Consider the following 14,809-nt stretch of genomic DNA (forward strand, 5'->3'; position numbering starts at 1 on the left):
TCGTCCTGACCGTCCGACTCATCCGCCGACTGCGACGCGAGCGGGAACATGATTCCGGTCCGCGCCGACGCTACAGGCCGAAGGCGCCACCCTCGACCAGAATGACGATGCCCAGACCAATCAGAACAATCGGGAACAGCACGTGCTCCCAACGCTCCAGCACCTCGGCGATCGGCTTGCGGGTAGCGACGAAGCGCGCTGCGACAACCAACACGGCCACCAAGGCGAGGAACACGATCGAGTAGGCGATGATGCCGGCGGTGCCGATGGTGGCGAAAACGGGCACGTACACCCCGATGTTGTCACCGCCGTTGGCGAAGGTGACCGCGGCGATGGTCGCCACGCTGAGCGCCTTGCCGCGCACCTTGCCCTCGTCGTCATCGTCATCGTCGTCGCGCCGAGCTCGCCAGGCTCGCCACGCCGCGAGCAGGCCGAGAATCAGGGGGATGAGCCCGAAGTACGGGATGACCTCCTCGGGCAGGAAGCTGCGCGCGCCGAGGGCGACGATCACCGCCGCGGCCAGGATCGCGCCGAAACCGAGGTACTGGCCACCGAGGATTCTCGCGGTCGTGCCCGGGGTGCCGGCACCTCTCGCGTAGAACAGCGACAGCACGATGACATCATCGATGTTGGTGACCATGAACAGGCCGATGGCCTGCAAGGTCAAGGTGAAGAGTTCCACGACTGCCTTCTGGTCGATCACCGGCATATCGGTCAGCCGGCTGAGGGTTGGCCACCCGCCACAAGGCCCTCGGCGCTGCGCCGTTCTCGCCAGCACATGGGCCGACATGACCCCGCGCGGTGTCAGCGGTGGGGCCATGGCGAGCCGGGGGAGGGACGCTGGGGTGACGCAGCTGTTCGGGCGGTGCGGATCGCACGGGTTGCGCGATCAACTCTAGTATCGCCACATGACGATGCTAGCGTTACGTCCAGATGCTAGCACCATGAGCAGATGCCACAGCTCGTTGCCGGCCGCCCGCAGGTCGGTCATTTCATCGGCGGCCAACCGCACCCGATCCCGTAGTCGGCCAGCCGCCGCCCGGCGCGGGCGACCATCTGCGGGTCGAGGGTCGATCCCGTCGATCCCGTCGATGAACCGTCGAAGGATCGGCTCGGTGCCGTACTCCGGCGCGGCAGCCGACCTCCAGCACGCGGGCACCCGGCGCCGACATGCCCCCCCACGCGCAACAACGCCGGTGTCTCGTAGAACCGCTGCAACGCTCCCGTCGCGGGCTGTTCACCGGTGCCGTCGCCACCCGGTTGATCGGCACGGCCGCCGGGCCCATCATCGCTTCACTGTTGGTATCGCTATGCGACGATGAATGCCCAGTGGCTCAATCCGCCTCGCGATGGGTGGATCGTGCACGGTCCTGGTTACGCATTGGCTGGATCCGCTATCATCGCTGCATGACGATGTCAGGCGAGTTGCCGGCGCCGCCGCGCCGGGAGTTGGTGCCGGCGGCGGCGCTGTTCCACAGCCTCTCGGACACGACCCGGTTGGCGATCGTGCAGCGCCTAGCCGCGGGTGAGGCTCGGGTGGTCGATCTGACCGAACGGTTGGGGTTGGCGCAGTCGACGGTGTCGGCGCACCTGGCGTGCCTACGGGACTGTGGCCTGGTGACCGGCCGGCCGCAGGGTCGGCAGATGTTCTACTCGTTGACCCGCCCGGAGCTGCTGGACCTACTGGCGGCGGCGCAGACGCTGCTGGCCGCGACCGGGTCGGCGGTAGCGTTGTGCCCGAACTTCGGCGCCGACGCCCGCGCCGAGGCCGACCTCAAGGCCGGCACGTCGGGGGTGCGCGGTGAGTGACGCCTGCGGTTGCGGCGGCGAGCCGGATCGCCGCGCGGCCCGCCGGCGACCGGCTCGAGGTCCAGTCCGCCGGCACTCAACCCGGCGAGAAGATCAACGCTCTGTCGGCAGACTCGCTCGCCGAGGTCGGCGCGGACAGGCTCCTGATCCGCGACGACATCGCCGCCCGGTTGACAGGGTCCTACACGGAACATCACCCCGGCCGTTCTCGTGGACATCCTGCCATCCCACACTCGAACACCTGTTCGAACAAGGCCTAGTGGTCGATCAATCTCCGGCAGCACGTGGCGTATGCGCTCAGGCCGTGCGACCGGCGCTCCAGCGGGCGGAGCACCGCAGCTGAGCCGACCTGGGCGCACACGGCCGACTCCCTGATCGGGCTGGCCGCTTCGCGTCCTCATCGAAGACGGCGCGAGGGGTTACGGCGAGATGATCGTGTGGGCTCAGTGGGTCGGGTCGGCGGACCACCGGATCAACAGCAGCGGTGCCCCTCCAGCAGGGGGCTTCGGAGACGCGAGGTCGGAGGCGTCGTGGGCCACCTATTTCAGCGTGTTCACAGCACCGGCGGTTACGCTTCCGTGTCGTGACTCGAGCTGCGGCGCCCCGTTTGGGGGCCTCGTCTAACCGCGATCGGCGTACGGCCGTCGTGTTGGGGCGTGCTCGGGGTTCCTTCCGGGGACTGGTCTTGTTCGCGGCGTTGCTGGTCGTGGGCGGTGTCGTGGCGCTGTGTTGCTGCCGCGACGACCACGACGCCGTGATCGCGCAGCCTGGGCCTGTCACGGCCGGGATCGAGCAGATCGACCATTTCGGGCGCTCAGCGACACCGTCCACCGCCACGCCGGTCGGGCTGCAGATTTCCGACGAGCGACGGACGGGCACGAGCCAGAGCCCTGTCGACGCCGGGTTCGTTCCTCAGCAGTGTGTGCTTGAGTCTGTGCGTACGGCGGTCACCGCTCCGGCGTCCCCGCGGGCAGTGGAAGACGGACTGCCCGGGGTCACGCTCGACGGTGCGACGGTCCCCATCGCGACGGTTACTGCTCCTGTGTTGCTGCGGTCCTCGGCGGTTGAGCTCCCGGGCTCGCCCACCCACTTGTTGTGCGTGATGCGGACGTAGGCCGCTCAATCTCTTCGCTTCTTCGGGGCGGGTGAACGACCCGTCATCACGGCGCCTCCTCGTGCGCCGGCATTCCCGAGGTCCTCGTCAGGCCTCGTCCCAGCGCGTCAGTGCGCTCCAGCGAAGTGAGTTGAGCTGTGCTTTCCCAGCAGAGTGCTGGGTGGCGACCGTCTGTTGACGGCGAGGCCACCCGAAAGTTCCGCGTTCCTGCCCCACTGCCACGGCTGCGGTGGTGGGTGTTGGCCATCGGCGCCGTGGTCGTCGCGCTGTCTGTGGTGCGAGCGTTCGCTCCGATGACCTATCCCGGCGACATCTGGCGGCAGAGCGACACCGCCACCATCGCTAGGAACTTCGCCGCCAACGGCATGAACATCTTCTTCCCTCAGATCAACTGGGGCGGAGCCGGGCCCGGCTACGTCGAGACCGAGTTTCAGCTGTTGCCGTGGCTGACCGCGGCCACCTATCTGGTCTTCGGTGAGCACGTCGTCCTCGGCCGGCTCCTCTCGCTGGCGTTCATGCTGGTCGCGGCAGCGGCGTTCTGGGGCCTGGCTCGACGGCTGCTACCCGCTACACCGGCGCGGTGGGCGCTGGCGGCGTTCTTCCTGTCCCCGGCGTTCATGCGGTGGGGCACGGCGTTCATGCCCGAGGCGACCGTGCTGGCGTTCTATCTGCTCGCGCTGCTCGGCTTCTGCCGTTGGCTGCAGGAGGACCGGCCCCGGTTCCTGGTGTGGGCGGGCGCGGCGACGTCGGTGGCGGCGCTGGTGAAACCGACGTCGTTGCACATCGGCCTGGTGATCGGGCTGTGGGTGCTGTTCACGGCGTGGGAGCGGCTGCGCAGGCCTTCGCTGTATATGGCTGGGCTCGCCGCGTTGGTGGCGCCTGCTTTGTGGCTGCGTCATGCCGCCGATATGCATGCCACCTACGGCAACACCTTCGGCGTGATCTCCGGCGGGGACAGCAAGTGGGGCAGCCTGTCGATGTGGCTGAGCCCGGAGTTCTACCTGGGCAACCTCCGCTCCGAGGCGATCTTCATCTACGGCCTGATCGGCCCGCCCCTGGCGGTGCTGGGCGTCGTGTGGCTGTGGCGGCGCCGCCGCGCCGCCGATCAGAGGGCCCGGCCGGGTGCCTCGCCGCTACCGCTGCTGACCGCGGGGGCGATCGCCTTGACGGTGTACTACTTCGCCGCCGGCCGCTACACCAGCACCGACATGGGCATTCAGTACCACGTCTACTCGCTGCCCTATGCCGCGGTGGCCACGGGTGTCGGGACCGCGGCCGTGCTGGGCTGGGTCAGACGCCGCCTCGGCGGCGCGGTGACGTCGGCTGTGGCGGGCGCGGCGGTTCTGCTGCTCGGAGCGCAGTCGGTCAACGTGTTCGTCCAGTCGCTGCCCGACCAGGCTGGGGTCTTCGGGGTGTGCGCGACCGAGCTCGACGCGGTCTCGGCCCCCGACGACCTGGTCGTGGTCAGCACCACTAGCCGCACCACCGACGGCGCGGTCGCCAACAACTACCAGGAACCAGTGGTGTTCTTCCTGGCCGACCGCAAGGGCTGGAGCCTGCCCGCGGATCACCACATCCCGGACGAGGTCGAAGCGCTGCGTACGGCTGGGGCCCGGTTCCTGGTCGTGGGCGACCGGCAGCTCGTCCCGAGCGATGGTCCGCTCGCGAACTGGCTGAGCGACAACGCCCGTCCGCTGCGCACGACCGAGCAGAACGGATGCGCGATCTGGGACCTCCAGTCGCCACCGGAGACCGCGCAGGGGGTCGAGGTCCGGTGAGGCCCGCTCCCCGGACACTCCGGCTGACGTCAATGGTGGCGCTCGTCGCCGCGGTCGCCCTGACCACCGTCTTAGCAGGAGCCTGTGCACAGCCCGCACCGTCCGGCGCCGGCTCTGCGGCGGCCATGCCGGCCGGGGACGCGGTGACCGGCCACGTGCATGGTCTGGGTATCAACCCGGACGATGGACTGGTGTATGTGGCGACCCACCACGGACTGCTGCGCCTCGAGATTGACGGCCCGGCCCGGGTCGGCGAGACCGGCCACGACCTGATGGGTTTCGCCGTCGTCGGGCCGGCGGAGTTCCTGGCCTCCGGCCACCCGGGTCCGCACGACGACGCGGCGGGACCGCCCGCGTCCGGGTCGTCGTTGGGGCTGGTCCGCAGCACCGACGGCGGGCGGAGCTGGACGGAGGTGTCCCTGCGGGGCGCGGCGGACCTGCACGCCATCACCGTCGCCGGGCCCGTCGTGTACGGGTGGGACTCGGTCACCGCGATGGTGCGGCGCAGCCAGGACGGCGGGGCGACATGGCAGCCCGGCGCCCGCGGCAGCCTCGCCGACCTCGCCGTGGACCCCGCCGACCCGCACCATCTGTGGGCGACCACCACCGAGGGCCTGGCCGAGAGCCGTGACGGGGCCCGCACGTTCGCCCTGATGCCGCCGATCCCGGCCATGGACGCTCCGCTGGTCTTAGTGGAGACGGTGCCCGACCTGCACGGCGACCGTGAACCGGACCTCGTCGGGGTCGACTCCACCGGGCAGGTGTGGGGCCGCTACCGCAGCGGGTGGCAGGTCACCGGCGAGCTCGGAGCAACACCGACCGCTCTGGCCGTCGTCGGCCCGGACCGCTACCTCGCCGCCACCGCCGAGGCGGTGGTCTCCTCCGAAGACGCCGGGCGCAGCTGGACCACGCTGGCGCCCGTGATGCCGTGATCCGCCCCGGCCCACGCCACACCACGACCGGACACGCCGAGGTGGGGCCGTCGGAGACGAGGACGGGGGAGCGGGAGTGTTGACCGGGCGCGAGCATGCTCAGCTCGCGGCCCGCCGCCTCGGGCGCCGGCTCCTCGTGGTCCTGCTCGTCCTCGGGGTTGTGGGTGCGGCCGGGGCCGTCGCGTTCGTAGGGGTGACGTTCCTGATGAGCGTCCCCACCCGCGGCGTCGGGAGCTGTGAGCCGAACCCCGAGCGGATGCCGGTCGAGGCATCCGGGTCGAGCGGACTGACCGGCGAGCAGCTGACGAATGCGGCGGCCATCGTCTCGACCGGCCGTGCGATGGAGGTCCCGGAGCGGGGGCTCTGGGTGGGACTGGCGACGGCGCTGCAGGAGTCGGGGCTGCGCAACCTCGACTACGGCGACCGCGACTCACTCGGGCTGTTCCAGCAACGGCCCTCTCAGGGCTGGGGCAGCCCGGCCCAGGTGCGAGACCCCACCTACGCAGCCGAGCGGTTCTTCGAGCGGCTGCTCGCCGTGCCCGGTTGGACCGAGATGCCGCTGTGGCAGGCGGCTCAGACCGTGCAGCGCTCAGCCTTCCCGCTCGCCTACGCCAAGTGGGAACAGACCGCCGCCGACGCCCTCGCCGAGGTCGCCGAAAGCCCCGCCGCCGCTCCGCGCGCCCGGCCGGCCACCTCACCCTCGCCCGGGAGCTCCGGCGCAGCGGGCCCGTGTCGAGGTGAGTCCGAGGACGTCGATCCGGCCGCTCCGTTCGCCGGGAACAGCAACGGCTGCACCGAGGACGACCCCACCACCAACGGCTGTGTCACGCCGGTGACCCGCTACGCCCTCGACCAGGCCGAACGCGCCTTCGGTGGCCTGCGCCGCGGCGAGCTGATGCGGTCCACCGGGTGCCACGCGACCCGCCCGTCCAACCCGACCAGCGACCACCCTCTGGGCAAGGGCTGTGACTTCTTCCCCGGCACCGCGGGTCTGGGCGCGCAGGGCATCGAGCTGGCGAACGGCTGGCGGGCAGCGGACTGGTTCCGCACCAACGCCGACGCTCTCGAGGTCTCCTACATCATCTGGCAGGGCCGTATTTGGACCCCGGGGGTGCCCGACGAGGGCGGCTGGGGTCGCCGGTACAGCGGCGGCGGGGTCTACGACCCCACCGACGCGGTCGGCGGGCACTACGACCACATCCACGTCAGCTTCGCCCGCTGACTCGTCGCTACACCGGCGGCGGGTCGACACCGCTCGGCTCCGCCGCCGAGAAGGACGATGGTCAGCGGAGGGCCGGTTGCACCGCACCGACCACCACGTCCAGTAGCCGGTCGAGGGCGGCCGGTTCGGGGAGCCGGCGGGCCGCGTTCATCGCGGAGAGGCAGTAGGCCGCCAGCTCGGCGGGCGGCATGTCGCCACGCACGGCACCGAGGCTCTGGCCGTGGTGCAGGTGCTCGGCGAGGAGCGCGACGAGCCGCTGTTCAGCGCCTTGCACGTGATCGGTTCGGTGTAGGCGGGCAGCGAACTCCCCGCCGAATCCCGGCGCGCCGTGCGCGATCTGGTGGGCATAGGCCTGAAGCGCCGAGCGGAGCGCGCCGAGCTCACTTGCGGCGTCGTCCGGGATAGGCATCAGCGCCCGTTCGACGTGCTCGAGGTGAGCACTGACGATCTGCTCGTGCCAGGCGAGCAGGAGCGCCTCGACGTCAGGGAAGTACTTGTAGATGGTGGCTCGGCTGATCCCGCCACGGGCGGCCACCCCGGACATCGTCACCGCAGCCGGCCCCGCCTCGGCGATCGTGTCCGCGACGGCGGCAAAGATCGCCTCGCGCACCGCCTTCTTGTGGGCGTCGATCGTCTCGGTCCACAGCTGTGGCACCCCACTACCATACAGAGCGACACCAGTTAGACATACTGTCTCCTTCAAGACACACTGTCACGCACACGAGGGATGGAAGGTCGATGGCCGGTTTCGCAGGTGTGCCCCGATGGGTCAAGGTGCTGGTCCTGGTCATCGCGGTGTTACTACTCCTGGTCGTGCTGGTGATAGTGACCGGTGTGGGTGGTGAGCACGGCCCGAGTCGCCATGCGGGACAGCTGACCAGGTGGCAGACGCCCGGGATGTCACTCGTCGACCCGGTCGCGGCGCAGTGATGCGCCCGCCGGGGTGGGGCTGAGGATGGCGCCGCCGGCGCGGGCGGGTGCCGGACGGGGCGTCCGCCGCACCGCGCTGACTGTTCACGTGTTGTGTTCAGTGGGGTGGGTCGGGGCGGTCGCGGGGTTCATGGCCCTCGCGGTGGCCGCGGCGCTCGGCGACGGCGTGTTCCGATCGGCCATGCTCATCGCGGCCACCGTGCTCACCGAGGCCGTGATCGTCCCCCTGGCGCTCGCGTCGACGGTCTCCGGGGTGGTGTCGTCGCTGGTGAGTCCGTGGGGGCTGTGGCGGCACTACTGGGTGATCACAAAGCTGGTACTGACCTTGGCTGCGACCGCCGTGCTGTTGTTGCAGATCCGGCCCATCGCAGCCCTGGGGGCCGCCCACGCCGGCGCCTTGGCATCGGGAGCGAGCCAGGCGCCTGTGGTCGAGGCGCACGCTCAACTGGCGTCGCTGTTGGTCCACGGCGGCGGCGGTGCCCTGGTGCTGGTCGGGATCACCATCTTGGGGGTTTGGAAGCCCCGCGGTGAGCTCCGCCGACCGACTTCGAAGGCCTGACCCTGGTGATCGAGCCAGCCGCCCGCGGGCCCGTGCCGGCTCGTCCATAAAGGGACGAGCCGGCCCGGTCGAGCGCCTACCGTGCCGTCGGGCTGAACGTGCGCAGCCGCAGGCTGTTGCCCACGACGAACACCGAGCTGACCGCCATCGCCGCGCCTGCCAGCATTGGGTTGAGCAGCCCGAGCGCCGCCAGGGGCAGTGCGGCGACGTTGTAGGCGAACGCCCAGAACAGGTTGCCCTTGATCGTGCCGAGGGTGCGGCGGGACAGGCTAATCGCGTCGGCCGCGGTGCGCAGGTCCCCGCGGACCAGGGTGATGTCGGCGGCCTCGATCGCCACGTCGGTACCGGTGCCCATCGCGAGGCCGAGATCGGCGCGGGCGAGCGCGGCGGCGTCGTTGACCCCGTCGCCGACCATCGCCACGACTCGGCCGCGGGCCTGCAGGTCCTCGATCACGGCGAGCTTGTCCTGCGGCATGACCTCGGCGATCACCGTGTCCGGTCCGACGTCGATGCCGACCTCCCGGGCGACGGTCTCGGCCGCGGCCTGGTTGTCGCCGGTGAGCAGGAGCGGGGTGAGCCCGAGGCCCTTCAGCTGGGCGATCGCCTCGGCCGAGGTGTCCTTGACCGTGTCGGCGACCGCGAGCACCGCACGGGGTTCGCCGTCCCAGGCGACCGCGATCGCGGTGCGGCCGCGGGCGGCCTCCTCCCGGGCGGCCGCGGCGAGGTCGTCGGTCAGGGGGTGGCTCCACTCCTGCAGCAGGCGCGGTCGCCCGACGAGCACAGCGTGCCCGTCGACGACGCCCTGCACGCCGAGGCCCTCGTGGTTGGCGAAGTCCTCGACCTCGGGCAGGGCACCCACCCGGTCCCGGGCGGCGCCGGCGACCGCGGCCGCGATCGGGTGCTCGGAGGCGTCCTCCAGGGACCCGGCCAGCCGCAGCACCTCCCGCTCGTCGACCCCTTCCGCCGTGTGCAGGCCGACGAGGCTCATCCGGCCGGTGGTGACGGTGCCGGTCTTGTCCAGGACCACGGTGTCGACCCGCCGGGTCGACTCGAGGACCTCCGGGCCCTTGATCAGGATGCCCAGCTGCGCGCCGCGCCCGGTCCCGACCAGCAACGCGGTCGGGGTGGCCAGCCCGAGCGCGCACGGGCAGGCGATGATCAGCACCGCGACCGCGGCGGTGAACGCCGCCGCGGCACCGGATCCGGTGCCCAGCCAGAACCCGAGGGTGACCGCGGCGAGGGCGATCACGATCGGCACGAACACTCCGGAGATCCGGTCGGCCAGGCGCTGGACCTGCGCCTTGCCGGTCTGGGCGTTCTCGACGAGCCTCGCCATCTGCGCGAGCTGGGTGTCGGACCCGATCCGGCGGGCCGCGACGACGAGTCGTCCGCCTGCGTTGACCGTGGCCCCGACGACCTCGTCGCCGACGCCGACCTCGACCGGGACGGACTCCCCGGTCAGCATCGACGCGTCGACGGCGGAGCCGCCTTCGACGACGGTCCCGTCGGTGGCGATCTTCTCCCCGGGGCGGACCACGAACCGGTCTCCGACGGCGAGCTGACCGACCGGGATGCGCTCCTCGAGGGTCGATCCGCCCTGCTCGCGCAGGACGGTGACGTCCTTAGCGCCGAGTTCCAGCAGGGCACGCAGGGCCGCGCCGGCGCGACGCTTGGAGCGGGCCTCGAAGTACCGCCCGGCCAGGATGAAGGTGGTCACCCCGGCGGCGACCTCGAGGTAGATGTTCCCCGCCCCGTCCGAGGGGCTGATCGTCAGCTCGAACGGGTGCGTCATCCCGGGGGTGCCCGCGGTGCCGAACAGCAGCGCGTAGAGCGACCACGCGAACGCCGCGAGGGTGCCCAGCGAGATCAGCGTGTCCATGGTCGCGGCGCCGTGGCGCAGGTTCGCCCACGCCGCCCGGTGGAAGGGCGCCGCCGCCCACACGATCACCGGCGCGGCCAGGGTCAGGGAGATCCACTGCCAGTAGGTGAATTGCAGCGCCGGGACCATCGCGAGCACGACGACGGGCACGGACAGCCCGACCGAGACCCACAGCCGCTGCCGGGCGGCGCGCAGCTCCTCCGGTTCCCGGCCCGAGTCGTCGCCCGTGTCCGACCCCGACGGGCCGCCGGATCGGGCAGCGGGCGGCTCGGGTAGCCGTACATGGTAGCCGGCGGCCTCGACGGTGGCGACGAGCTCGTCGGCGGCGACCCCGTCGGGAGCACTGACCTTGGCCTTCTCCGTCGCGTAGTTGACGGTGGCGCTCACCCCGTCGAGCTTGTTGAGCCTGCGCTCGATCCGGTTCGCGCACGAGGCGCAGGTCATCCCGCTGATCGCGAGCTCGACCTCGGTCACGGTGTCGGCGGCGTCGGGTGAGGTCGTGGACATCAGTGCCCCCCTCCCGCGTTGCCGGTGGCGTCGCCGTGGTCGTCGTCGTGTGGGGTACCCGGCCCGGGCGCGGCCGGCACCGGTTCTGGCACCGTCGTCGCGGGCCCGGTGGGAAGGGTGAACTCGGCGGTGCGGACCACCCCGGCGTGCTGGAAGTCCAGGAACAGCCGGTAGGTCCCGGCCGAGGGCACCTCGGCGAAGAACCGGACCTGCGGGCCGGCTGAGGTGCGCCCGTCCCCGGGACTGCCGTCGGGGTGCACGTGGAGGTAGGCGAGGTCCGCGGCTCGCAGCGCGACGAGGTGCCCGTACGCGCCGAGGTAGGGCTGCAGGTCGCTCACCGGGAGACCGTCCTTGGAGACGGTCACCGTGAGCGGGGACGAGTGCCCGGCGGCGAGCTCGCCGTCGAGGCGGACCTCGTAGCCGTCGACCCGGGCGACCCGGCTCGTCTCGTGGGTGACCGGCTCGTAGGCGCCGGCCGCGGACAGGTCGACCCCGAGGGTGGTCGACGCACCGCCGGTGGGCGTGAAGTCGGCGAAGGCCCGGTAGACCCCTCCCGCAGGCAGCCGCAGGCTCGTCCGCCAGGTGCCGTCGGGGTCCATGGTCGGGTGCAGGTGCTGGAAGGCGGTGGTGTCGCGCCGCACGACGATCAGGTGCAGCCGCTTGGTGTGCTCCTCGTCGAACGCGGTGACCGGGGCCCCGTCGGGGCCGGTGATGCGGAAGGTGAAGTCGTTCGTGGTTCCGGCGGTCGGCGTCGAGGCGGTGGGCGTGAGGGTGTAGCCGCCCCTGCTCGATGCCAGCCCGGCGGGCTGGTCTGCGGTCTCCGGGACGGCGCCGCTGTGGGTGTCCCCATGTCCGGCTGCCTCGCCGCCGGACGGGCCCGTGTGCCTGGCCGCGGGTGCGGCGGGTGCGGGGCCGGTGAGGGGACCGACAGCGGATCCGGTCGCGTACGCCCCGAGCGTGAGCAGGGCGAGCGCCGCGCCGTAGGCGGAGAGCTTCGCAAGAGTGTTCATGATCCGTCCCTTGCCGTGGACCCCCGGCCTCGACGGCCGGGGGTCGGAGGTGGTGCGGCTACGACGCCGCGAGCTGGTAGCCGGCCTCCTCGACCGCGGCGCGCACGGCGGCCGGGTCGAGGGGGGTGTCGCTGTCGACGGTGACCGCCCCGGTGGGCAGGTCGACCGCGACCGAGCGCACGCCGTGCAGCTCACCGATCTCCTCGGTGACCGACGCGACGCAGTGCGCGCAGGTCATGCCGTTCACGGAGTAGGTGCTGGTGCTCATCCTCGTGGTTCCTCTCTGGGGCGAGCCCACCTGTCGTGGGCCCGGTCTTGTGTGGTTCAGGTGGTGTGGGCCGGGTGCGGGCAGCACGAACCGGGGCAGTCGACGAGCCGTCGCTGCCGTGCGGAGGCTGCCCGCCCCCGTCGAGTCGTGCTCTTGAGCCCTACCGACGGTGACGCCGACGACGCGTTCGCCTCACTCAAGACTTGACGAGCCGGGCGATCGCCGCGCTGGCCTCGGCGACCTTCTGGTCGGCCACCGCACCGCCCTCGGCGACCGCGTCGGTGACGCAGTGTTTGAGGTGCTCGTCGAGCAGGTTCAGCGCGACGGCCTCCAGGGCCTTGTTGACCGCGGCGACCTGGGTGAGCACGTCGATGCAGTACTTGTCCGACTCGATCATCTTCGTGATGCCCCGGACCTGGCCCTCGATCCGACGCATCCGCTTGAGGTGGCTGTCCTTGTTGTCCGCGTACCCGTTCACGGCGACTCCTCCCGGTCCGACTCGCCCTCACTATACCCTAGGGGGGTACCGTACGCGAGCGGTTCGCGCGGAGACCGTCACCCAGTCCCATGTCAGGGTCAGGCGGCTCGAGACCGCTCGTCGCCCCGTCCTTCGCCTGCCGCGGCTGCGGCGGGATCGGACTGAGCCTGTGCTGCGGGGCGTGAGGTGTGCAGGGTCGCCGCAGCGAGGACCGCGCCGAGCAGCGCGACTCCGGCCGCCCCGAGGAACGCTGCGCTGAAGCCGGTGGTCATGGCGACCGGGTCGGCCAGCTGTGTGGCGCCGTAGCCGGCCGCCAGGGCGGTCATCGCGGCCAGCCCGAGGGCGGACCCGACCTGGTAGGAGGTGTTCACGATGCCCGAGGCCAGACCGCCCTCCTCGGGGCGGGCCGCCGAGAGCGCCGTGCTCAGCGAGGGGATGAACGCCAGCGCCATGCCGGTGGCCGCGAGCAGCGACGGACCGAGCACGTCGACGGCGAAGGACCCGTCGGGTCGGGCGAAGGACAACCACACCAGGCCGACGCTCAGGACCAGCAGGCCGGCGACGACCAGGGGCCTGGCGCCGAACCGGGTCATCAGTCGAGGCGCCACCGCCACCATCAGCACCATGATGGCCACCGTCATCGGCAGCAGCGCCGCGCCGGAGGCGAACGCCTGGAACCCCAGCACCTGCTGCAGGTACAGGTTGAGGAAGAACCACATGGGGATCCACGCCGCGCCCAGCAGCAGCTGCGCGAGGTTGGCCGCGCCGAGGTTCGGGGACCGGAAGATCCCCAGGCGCATCAGCGGAGTCCGGCTCCGCGCCTGCACCAGCACGAAGACCGCCAGCAGGGCCAGGGCACCGGCCAGCGACCCGATCGTCGCCGGGCTGGACCAGCCGATCTCCGGGGCGCGTACCACCCCGAACACGCCCAGCCCGAGTCCTGCGGTGACCGTGAGCGCCCCGACCACGTCGACCCGCCCCCGCCCGGCAGGTGGTGCGGGCAACAGCGCCGGAACGGCCACGAGCACCGCGACCGCGATCGGCACGTAGAGCCAGAACACGAACGGCCACGACAGCCACTGCGTGATCACCCCACCGAGGAACACCCCCGCCGTGCCGCCGGCGGGCGCGGCCGCCCCGTACAGCGCCAACGCCTTCGGCAGCTCCCGCGGCGAGGACCCGAACAGCACCATCAGCAGCGTCAACGCCGCCGGCGCGATCAAGGCGGCACCGACACCCTGCACCGCCCGCCCAGCCAGCTCCACCCACGCCTGCCCGGCCACCGCGGACACCACTGAGCCGACCAGCAGCACCGCCCAGCCCGCGGCGAACACCCGCCGCGCACCCAGCAGGTCCGACAGCCGCCCACCGAGCAGCAGCAGACCACCGAACGCCACGACGTAGGCGTTGAACACCCACGACAGCTCCGCCTGCGAGAACCCGAGATCCGCCTGCATCTGCGGCAACGCCACACCGATGATCGACGTATCCATGATCACCATGAACTGCGCCAGGGCGATGAGCCCCAACGCCCACCACCGACGCGAACTCTCCACCATCACGACCTCCTGATCAGCCCGATTCGATCGATACCCCTAGGGGGTATTCTTGACGGAGAGTCAGGTCTACACCCCCCGGGGGTATCTGGGCAAGGGGTTGGACCCGACGCGCATCGGATCGGGCCGCGACACGCCGCTCGTCCGTCCCGACAGGGGCCCGCAGGCGCAGGGCGGAACCCGTCGCTATCGTGGCGTCCGTGAACGTGGTCCGGCGACGCGGTTTTCAGCAGCTCCTGCTGATGCTGTCGCTGGTAGTGGGCGTCGTGACGATGCACTCCACCGTCGCCTGCCACGACGACACCGGACACGCCCAGCACGCGGCGCCGTCCGTCGGTGACTCCATGGCCACCGAGCGCCCCCTCGCCCCGTCACTGACAGCGCGGGCGGCCGTCGCATCCGGCGACGGACGTACCGCAGGTACTGCCGCGGCCGCAGCCATCACCCCCGCCGGTGACGAGCTCGCCGGCTCCTCCTCCGACCTCGGGATGGTTCGCGAGCTCGTCATCGCCCTCGCAGCGCCGGTCATGCATGCCGCCGGCGTCGGACCTTTCGGACAGCACTCGGCCCTGCACGACCTTCTCCACCTGTGCCTGGCGGTACTGACAGGCCTACTCGTGCTGGCCGCCGCGGCGCTGTTCGCGGTCCTCGTAGGCAGCGCGACTAAGCGGGGCACACCGCTCAGCGGTGCGCGGCCGACGGCGGGCCCGCGGGCTCCGCCCTCGACATCGGTCAGGCTCGCGCAACTCTGCGTGCTGCGGAACTGA

At 71.4% G+C, this 14,809-nt stretch carries 14 protein-coding genes; 7 read left to right on the top strand and 7 right to left on the bottom strand.

Features of this window, described 5'->3' with window-relative positions; genetic code table 11:
• Positions 1-70 precede the first annotated feature (70 nt).
• On the bottom strand, positions 71-640 hold the full coding sequence (locus tag L3X23_RS01480; RefSeq protein WP_237197904.1) for a cadmium resistance transporter: 570 nt from the start codon (positions 638-640) through the stop codon (positions 71-73).
• Between the two features lie 767 nt (positions 641-1,407).
• On the opposite strand from L3X23_RS01480, the gene L3X23_RS01485 reads away from it, so the two are divergent.
• The 5 genes from L3X23_RS01485 (at position 1,408) to L3X23_RS01505 (ending at position 6,855) form a co-directional block, all read left to right on the top strand.
• Entirely contained in the window at positions 1,408-1,809 is a 402-nt protein-coding gene (locus tag L3X23_RS01485; RefSeq protein ID WP_374204807.1) for an ArsR/SmtB family transcription factor, read from the top strand.
• On the top strand, positions 1,806-2,069 hold the full coding sequence (locus L3X23_RS01490) for a hypothetical protein (protein WP_237190173.1): 264 nt from the start codon (positions 1,806-1,808) through the stop codon (positions 2,067-2,069). The genes L3X23_RS01485 and L3X23_RS01490 overlap by 4 nt, the downstream gene beginning before the upstream one ends.
• A gap of 1,147 nt (positions 2,070-3,216) precedes the next feature.
• The gene (locus L3X23_RS01495) at positions 3,217-4,701 is read left to right on the top strand and encodes a glycosyltransferase family 39 protein (RefSeq protein ID WP_237190174.1); all 1,485 of its coding nucleotides are present in this window, start codon (positions 3,217-3,219) and stop codon (positions 4,699-4,701) included.
• 125 nt (positions 4,702-4,826) lie between these two features.
• The gene (locus L3X23_RS01500; protein ID WP_374204808.1) at positions 4,827-5,633 is read left to right on the top strand and encodes a F510_1955 family glycosylhydrolase; all 807 of its coding nucleotides are present in this window, start codon (positions 4,827-4,829) and stop codon (positions 5,631-5,633) included.
• 76 nt (positions 5,634-5,709) lie between these two features.
• Positions 5,710-6,855 carry a hypothetical protein gene (locus tag L3X23_RS01505; protein WP_237190176.1) on the top strand — a complete coding sequence of 382 codons (1,146 nt, stop codon included), beginning with the start codon at positions 5,710-5,712 and terminating at the stop codon, positions 6,853-6,855.
• Between the two features lie 61 nt (positions 6,856-6,916).
• Here L3X23_RS01505 and L3X23_RS01510 read toward each other — a convergent pair whose 3' ends face one another.
• A complete protein-coding gene (locus L3X23_RS01510; RefSeq protein ID WP_237190177.1) occupies positions 6,917-7,510 on the bottom strand; it encodes a TetR/AcrR family transcriptional regulator in 594 nt (197 codons plus the stop codon).
• A 405-nt stretch (positions 7,511-7,915) separates the two neighbouring features.
• Here L3X23_RS01510 and L3X23_RS01515 point away from each other — a divergent pair, with 405 nt between their 5' ends.
• Entirely contained in the window at positions 7,916-8,344 is a 429-nt protein-coding gene (locus L3X23_RS01515) for a hypothetical protein (RefSeq protein ID WP_237190178.1), read from the top strand.
• Positions 8,345-8,420: 76 nt separating this feature from the next.
• Here the strand turns inward: L3X23_RS01515 and L3X23_RS01520 are convergent, their stop codons facing one another.
• The 5 genes from L3X23_RS01520 to L3X23_RS01540 all read right to left on the bottom strand — a co-directional run bounded on the left by L3X23_RS01520 (position 8,421) and on the right by L3X23_RS01540 (position 14,045).
• Positions 8,421-10,730 (bottom strand): cation-translocating P-type ATPase, encoded by a 2,310-nt coding sequence (locus tag L3X23_RS01520; RefSeq protein WP_237190179.1) that lies wholly within the window; start codon positions 10,728-10,730, stop codon positions 8,421-8,423.
• On the bottom strand, positions 10,730-11,740 hold the full coding sequence (locus L3X23_RS01525) for a hypothetical protein (RefSeq protein WP_237190180.1): 1,011 nt from the start codon (positions 11,738-11,740) through the stop codon (positions 10,730-10,732). The genes L3X23_RS01520 and L3X23_RS01525 overlap by 1 nt, the downstream gene beginning before the upstream one ends.
• Before the next feature lie 58 nt (positions 11,741-11,798).
• Positions 11,799-12,008 carry a heavy-metal-associated domain-containing protein gene (locus L3X23_RS01530; RefSeq protein WP_237190181.1) on the bottom strand — a complete coding sequence of 70 codons (210 nt, stop codon included), beginning with the start codon at positions 12,006-12,008 and terminating at the stop codon, positions 11,799-11,801.
• 196 nt (positions 12,009-12,204) lie between these two features.
• A complete protein-coding gene (locus L3X23_RS01535) occupies positions 12,205-12,486 on the bottom strand; it encodes a metal-sensitive transcriptional regulator (protein ID WP_308116853.1) in 282 nt (93 codons plus the stop codon).
• Between the two features lie 98 nt (positions 12,487-12,584).
• Entirely contained in the window at positions 12,585-14,045 is a 1,461-nt protein-coding gene (locus L3X23_RS01540) for an MFS transporter (RefSeq protein ID WP_237190182.1), read from the bottom strand.
• Positions 14,046-14,242: 197 nt separating this feature from the next.
• On the opposite strand from L3X23_RS01540, the gene L3X23_RS01545 reads away from it, so the two are divergent.
• The gene (locus L3X23_RS01545) at positions 14,243-14,809 is read left to right on the top strand and encodes a hypothetical protein (protein ID WP_237190183.1); all 567 of its coding nucleotides are present in this window, start codon (positions 14,243-14,245) and stop codon (positions 14,807-14,809) included.

The sequence above is a fragment of the Pseudonocardia sp. WMMC193 genome (assembly GCF_021728735.1).
Taxonomy (GTDB): Bacteria; Actinomycetota; Actinomycetes; order Mycobacteriales; family Pseudonocardiaceae; genus Pseudonocardia; species Pseudonocardia oroxyli.

What these genes read in the sequence shown, in the direction of transcription:
- L3X23_RS01500 (WP_374204808.1), top strand. Translation starts at nt 4,827, where the DNA reads ATGCCGGCCGGGGACGCGGTGACCGGCCACGTGCATGGTCTGGGTATC.
- L3X23_RS01525 (WP_237190180.1), bottom strand. Translation starts at nt 11,740, where the DNA reads ATGAACACTCTTGCGAAGCTCTCCGCCTACGGCGCGGCGCTCGCCCTG.
- L3X23_RS01515 (WP_237190178.1), top strand. Translation starts at nt 7,916, where the DNA reads ATGGCCCTCGCGGTGGCCGCGGCGCTCGGCGACGGCGTGTTCCGATCG.
- L3X23_RS01530 (WP_237190181.1), bottom strand. Translation starts at nt 12,008, where the DNA reads ATGAGCACCAGCACCTACTCCGTGAACGGCATGACCTGCGCGCACTGC.
- L3X23_RS01485 (WP_374204807.1), top strand. Translation starts at nt 1,408, where the DNA reads ATGACGATGTCAGGCGAGTTGCCGGCGCCGCCGCGCCGGGAGTTGGTG.
- L3X23_RS01480 (WP_237197904.1), bottom strand. Translation starts at nt 640, where the DNA reads ATGGTCACCAACATCGATGATGTCATCGTGCTGTCGCTGTTCTACGCG.
- L3X23_RS01495 (WP_237190174.1), top strand. Translation starts at nt 3,217, where the DNA reads ATGACCTATCCCGGCGACATCTGGCGGCAGAGCGACACCGCCACCATC.
- L3X23_RS01540 (WP_237190182.1), bottom strand. Translation starts at nt 14,045, where the DNA reads ATGGTGGAGAGTTCGCGTCGGTGGTGGGCGTTGGGGCTCATCGCCCTG.
- L3X23_RS01520 (WP_237190179.1), bottom strand. Translation starts at nt 10,730, where the DNA reads ATGTCCACGACCTCACCCGACGCCGCCGACACCGTGACCGAGGTCGAG.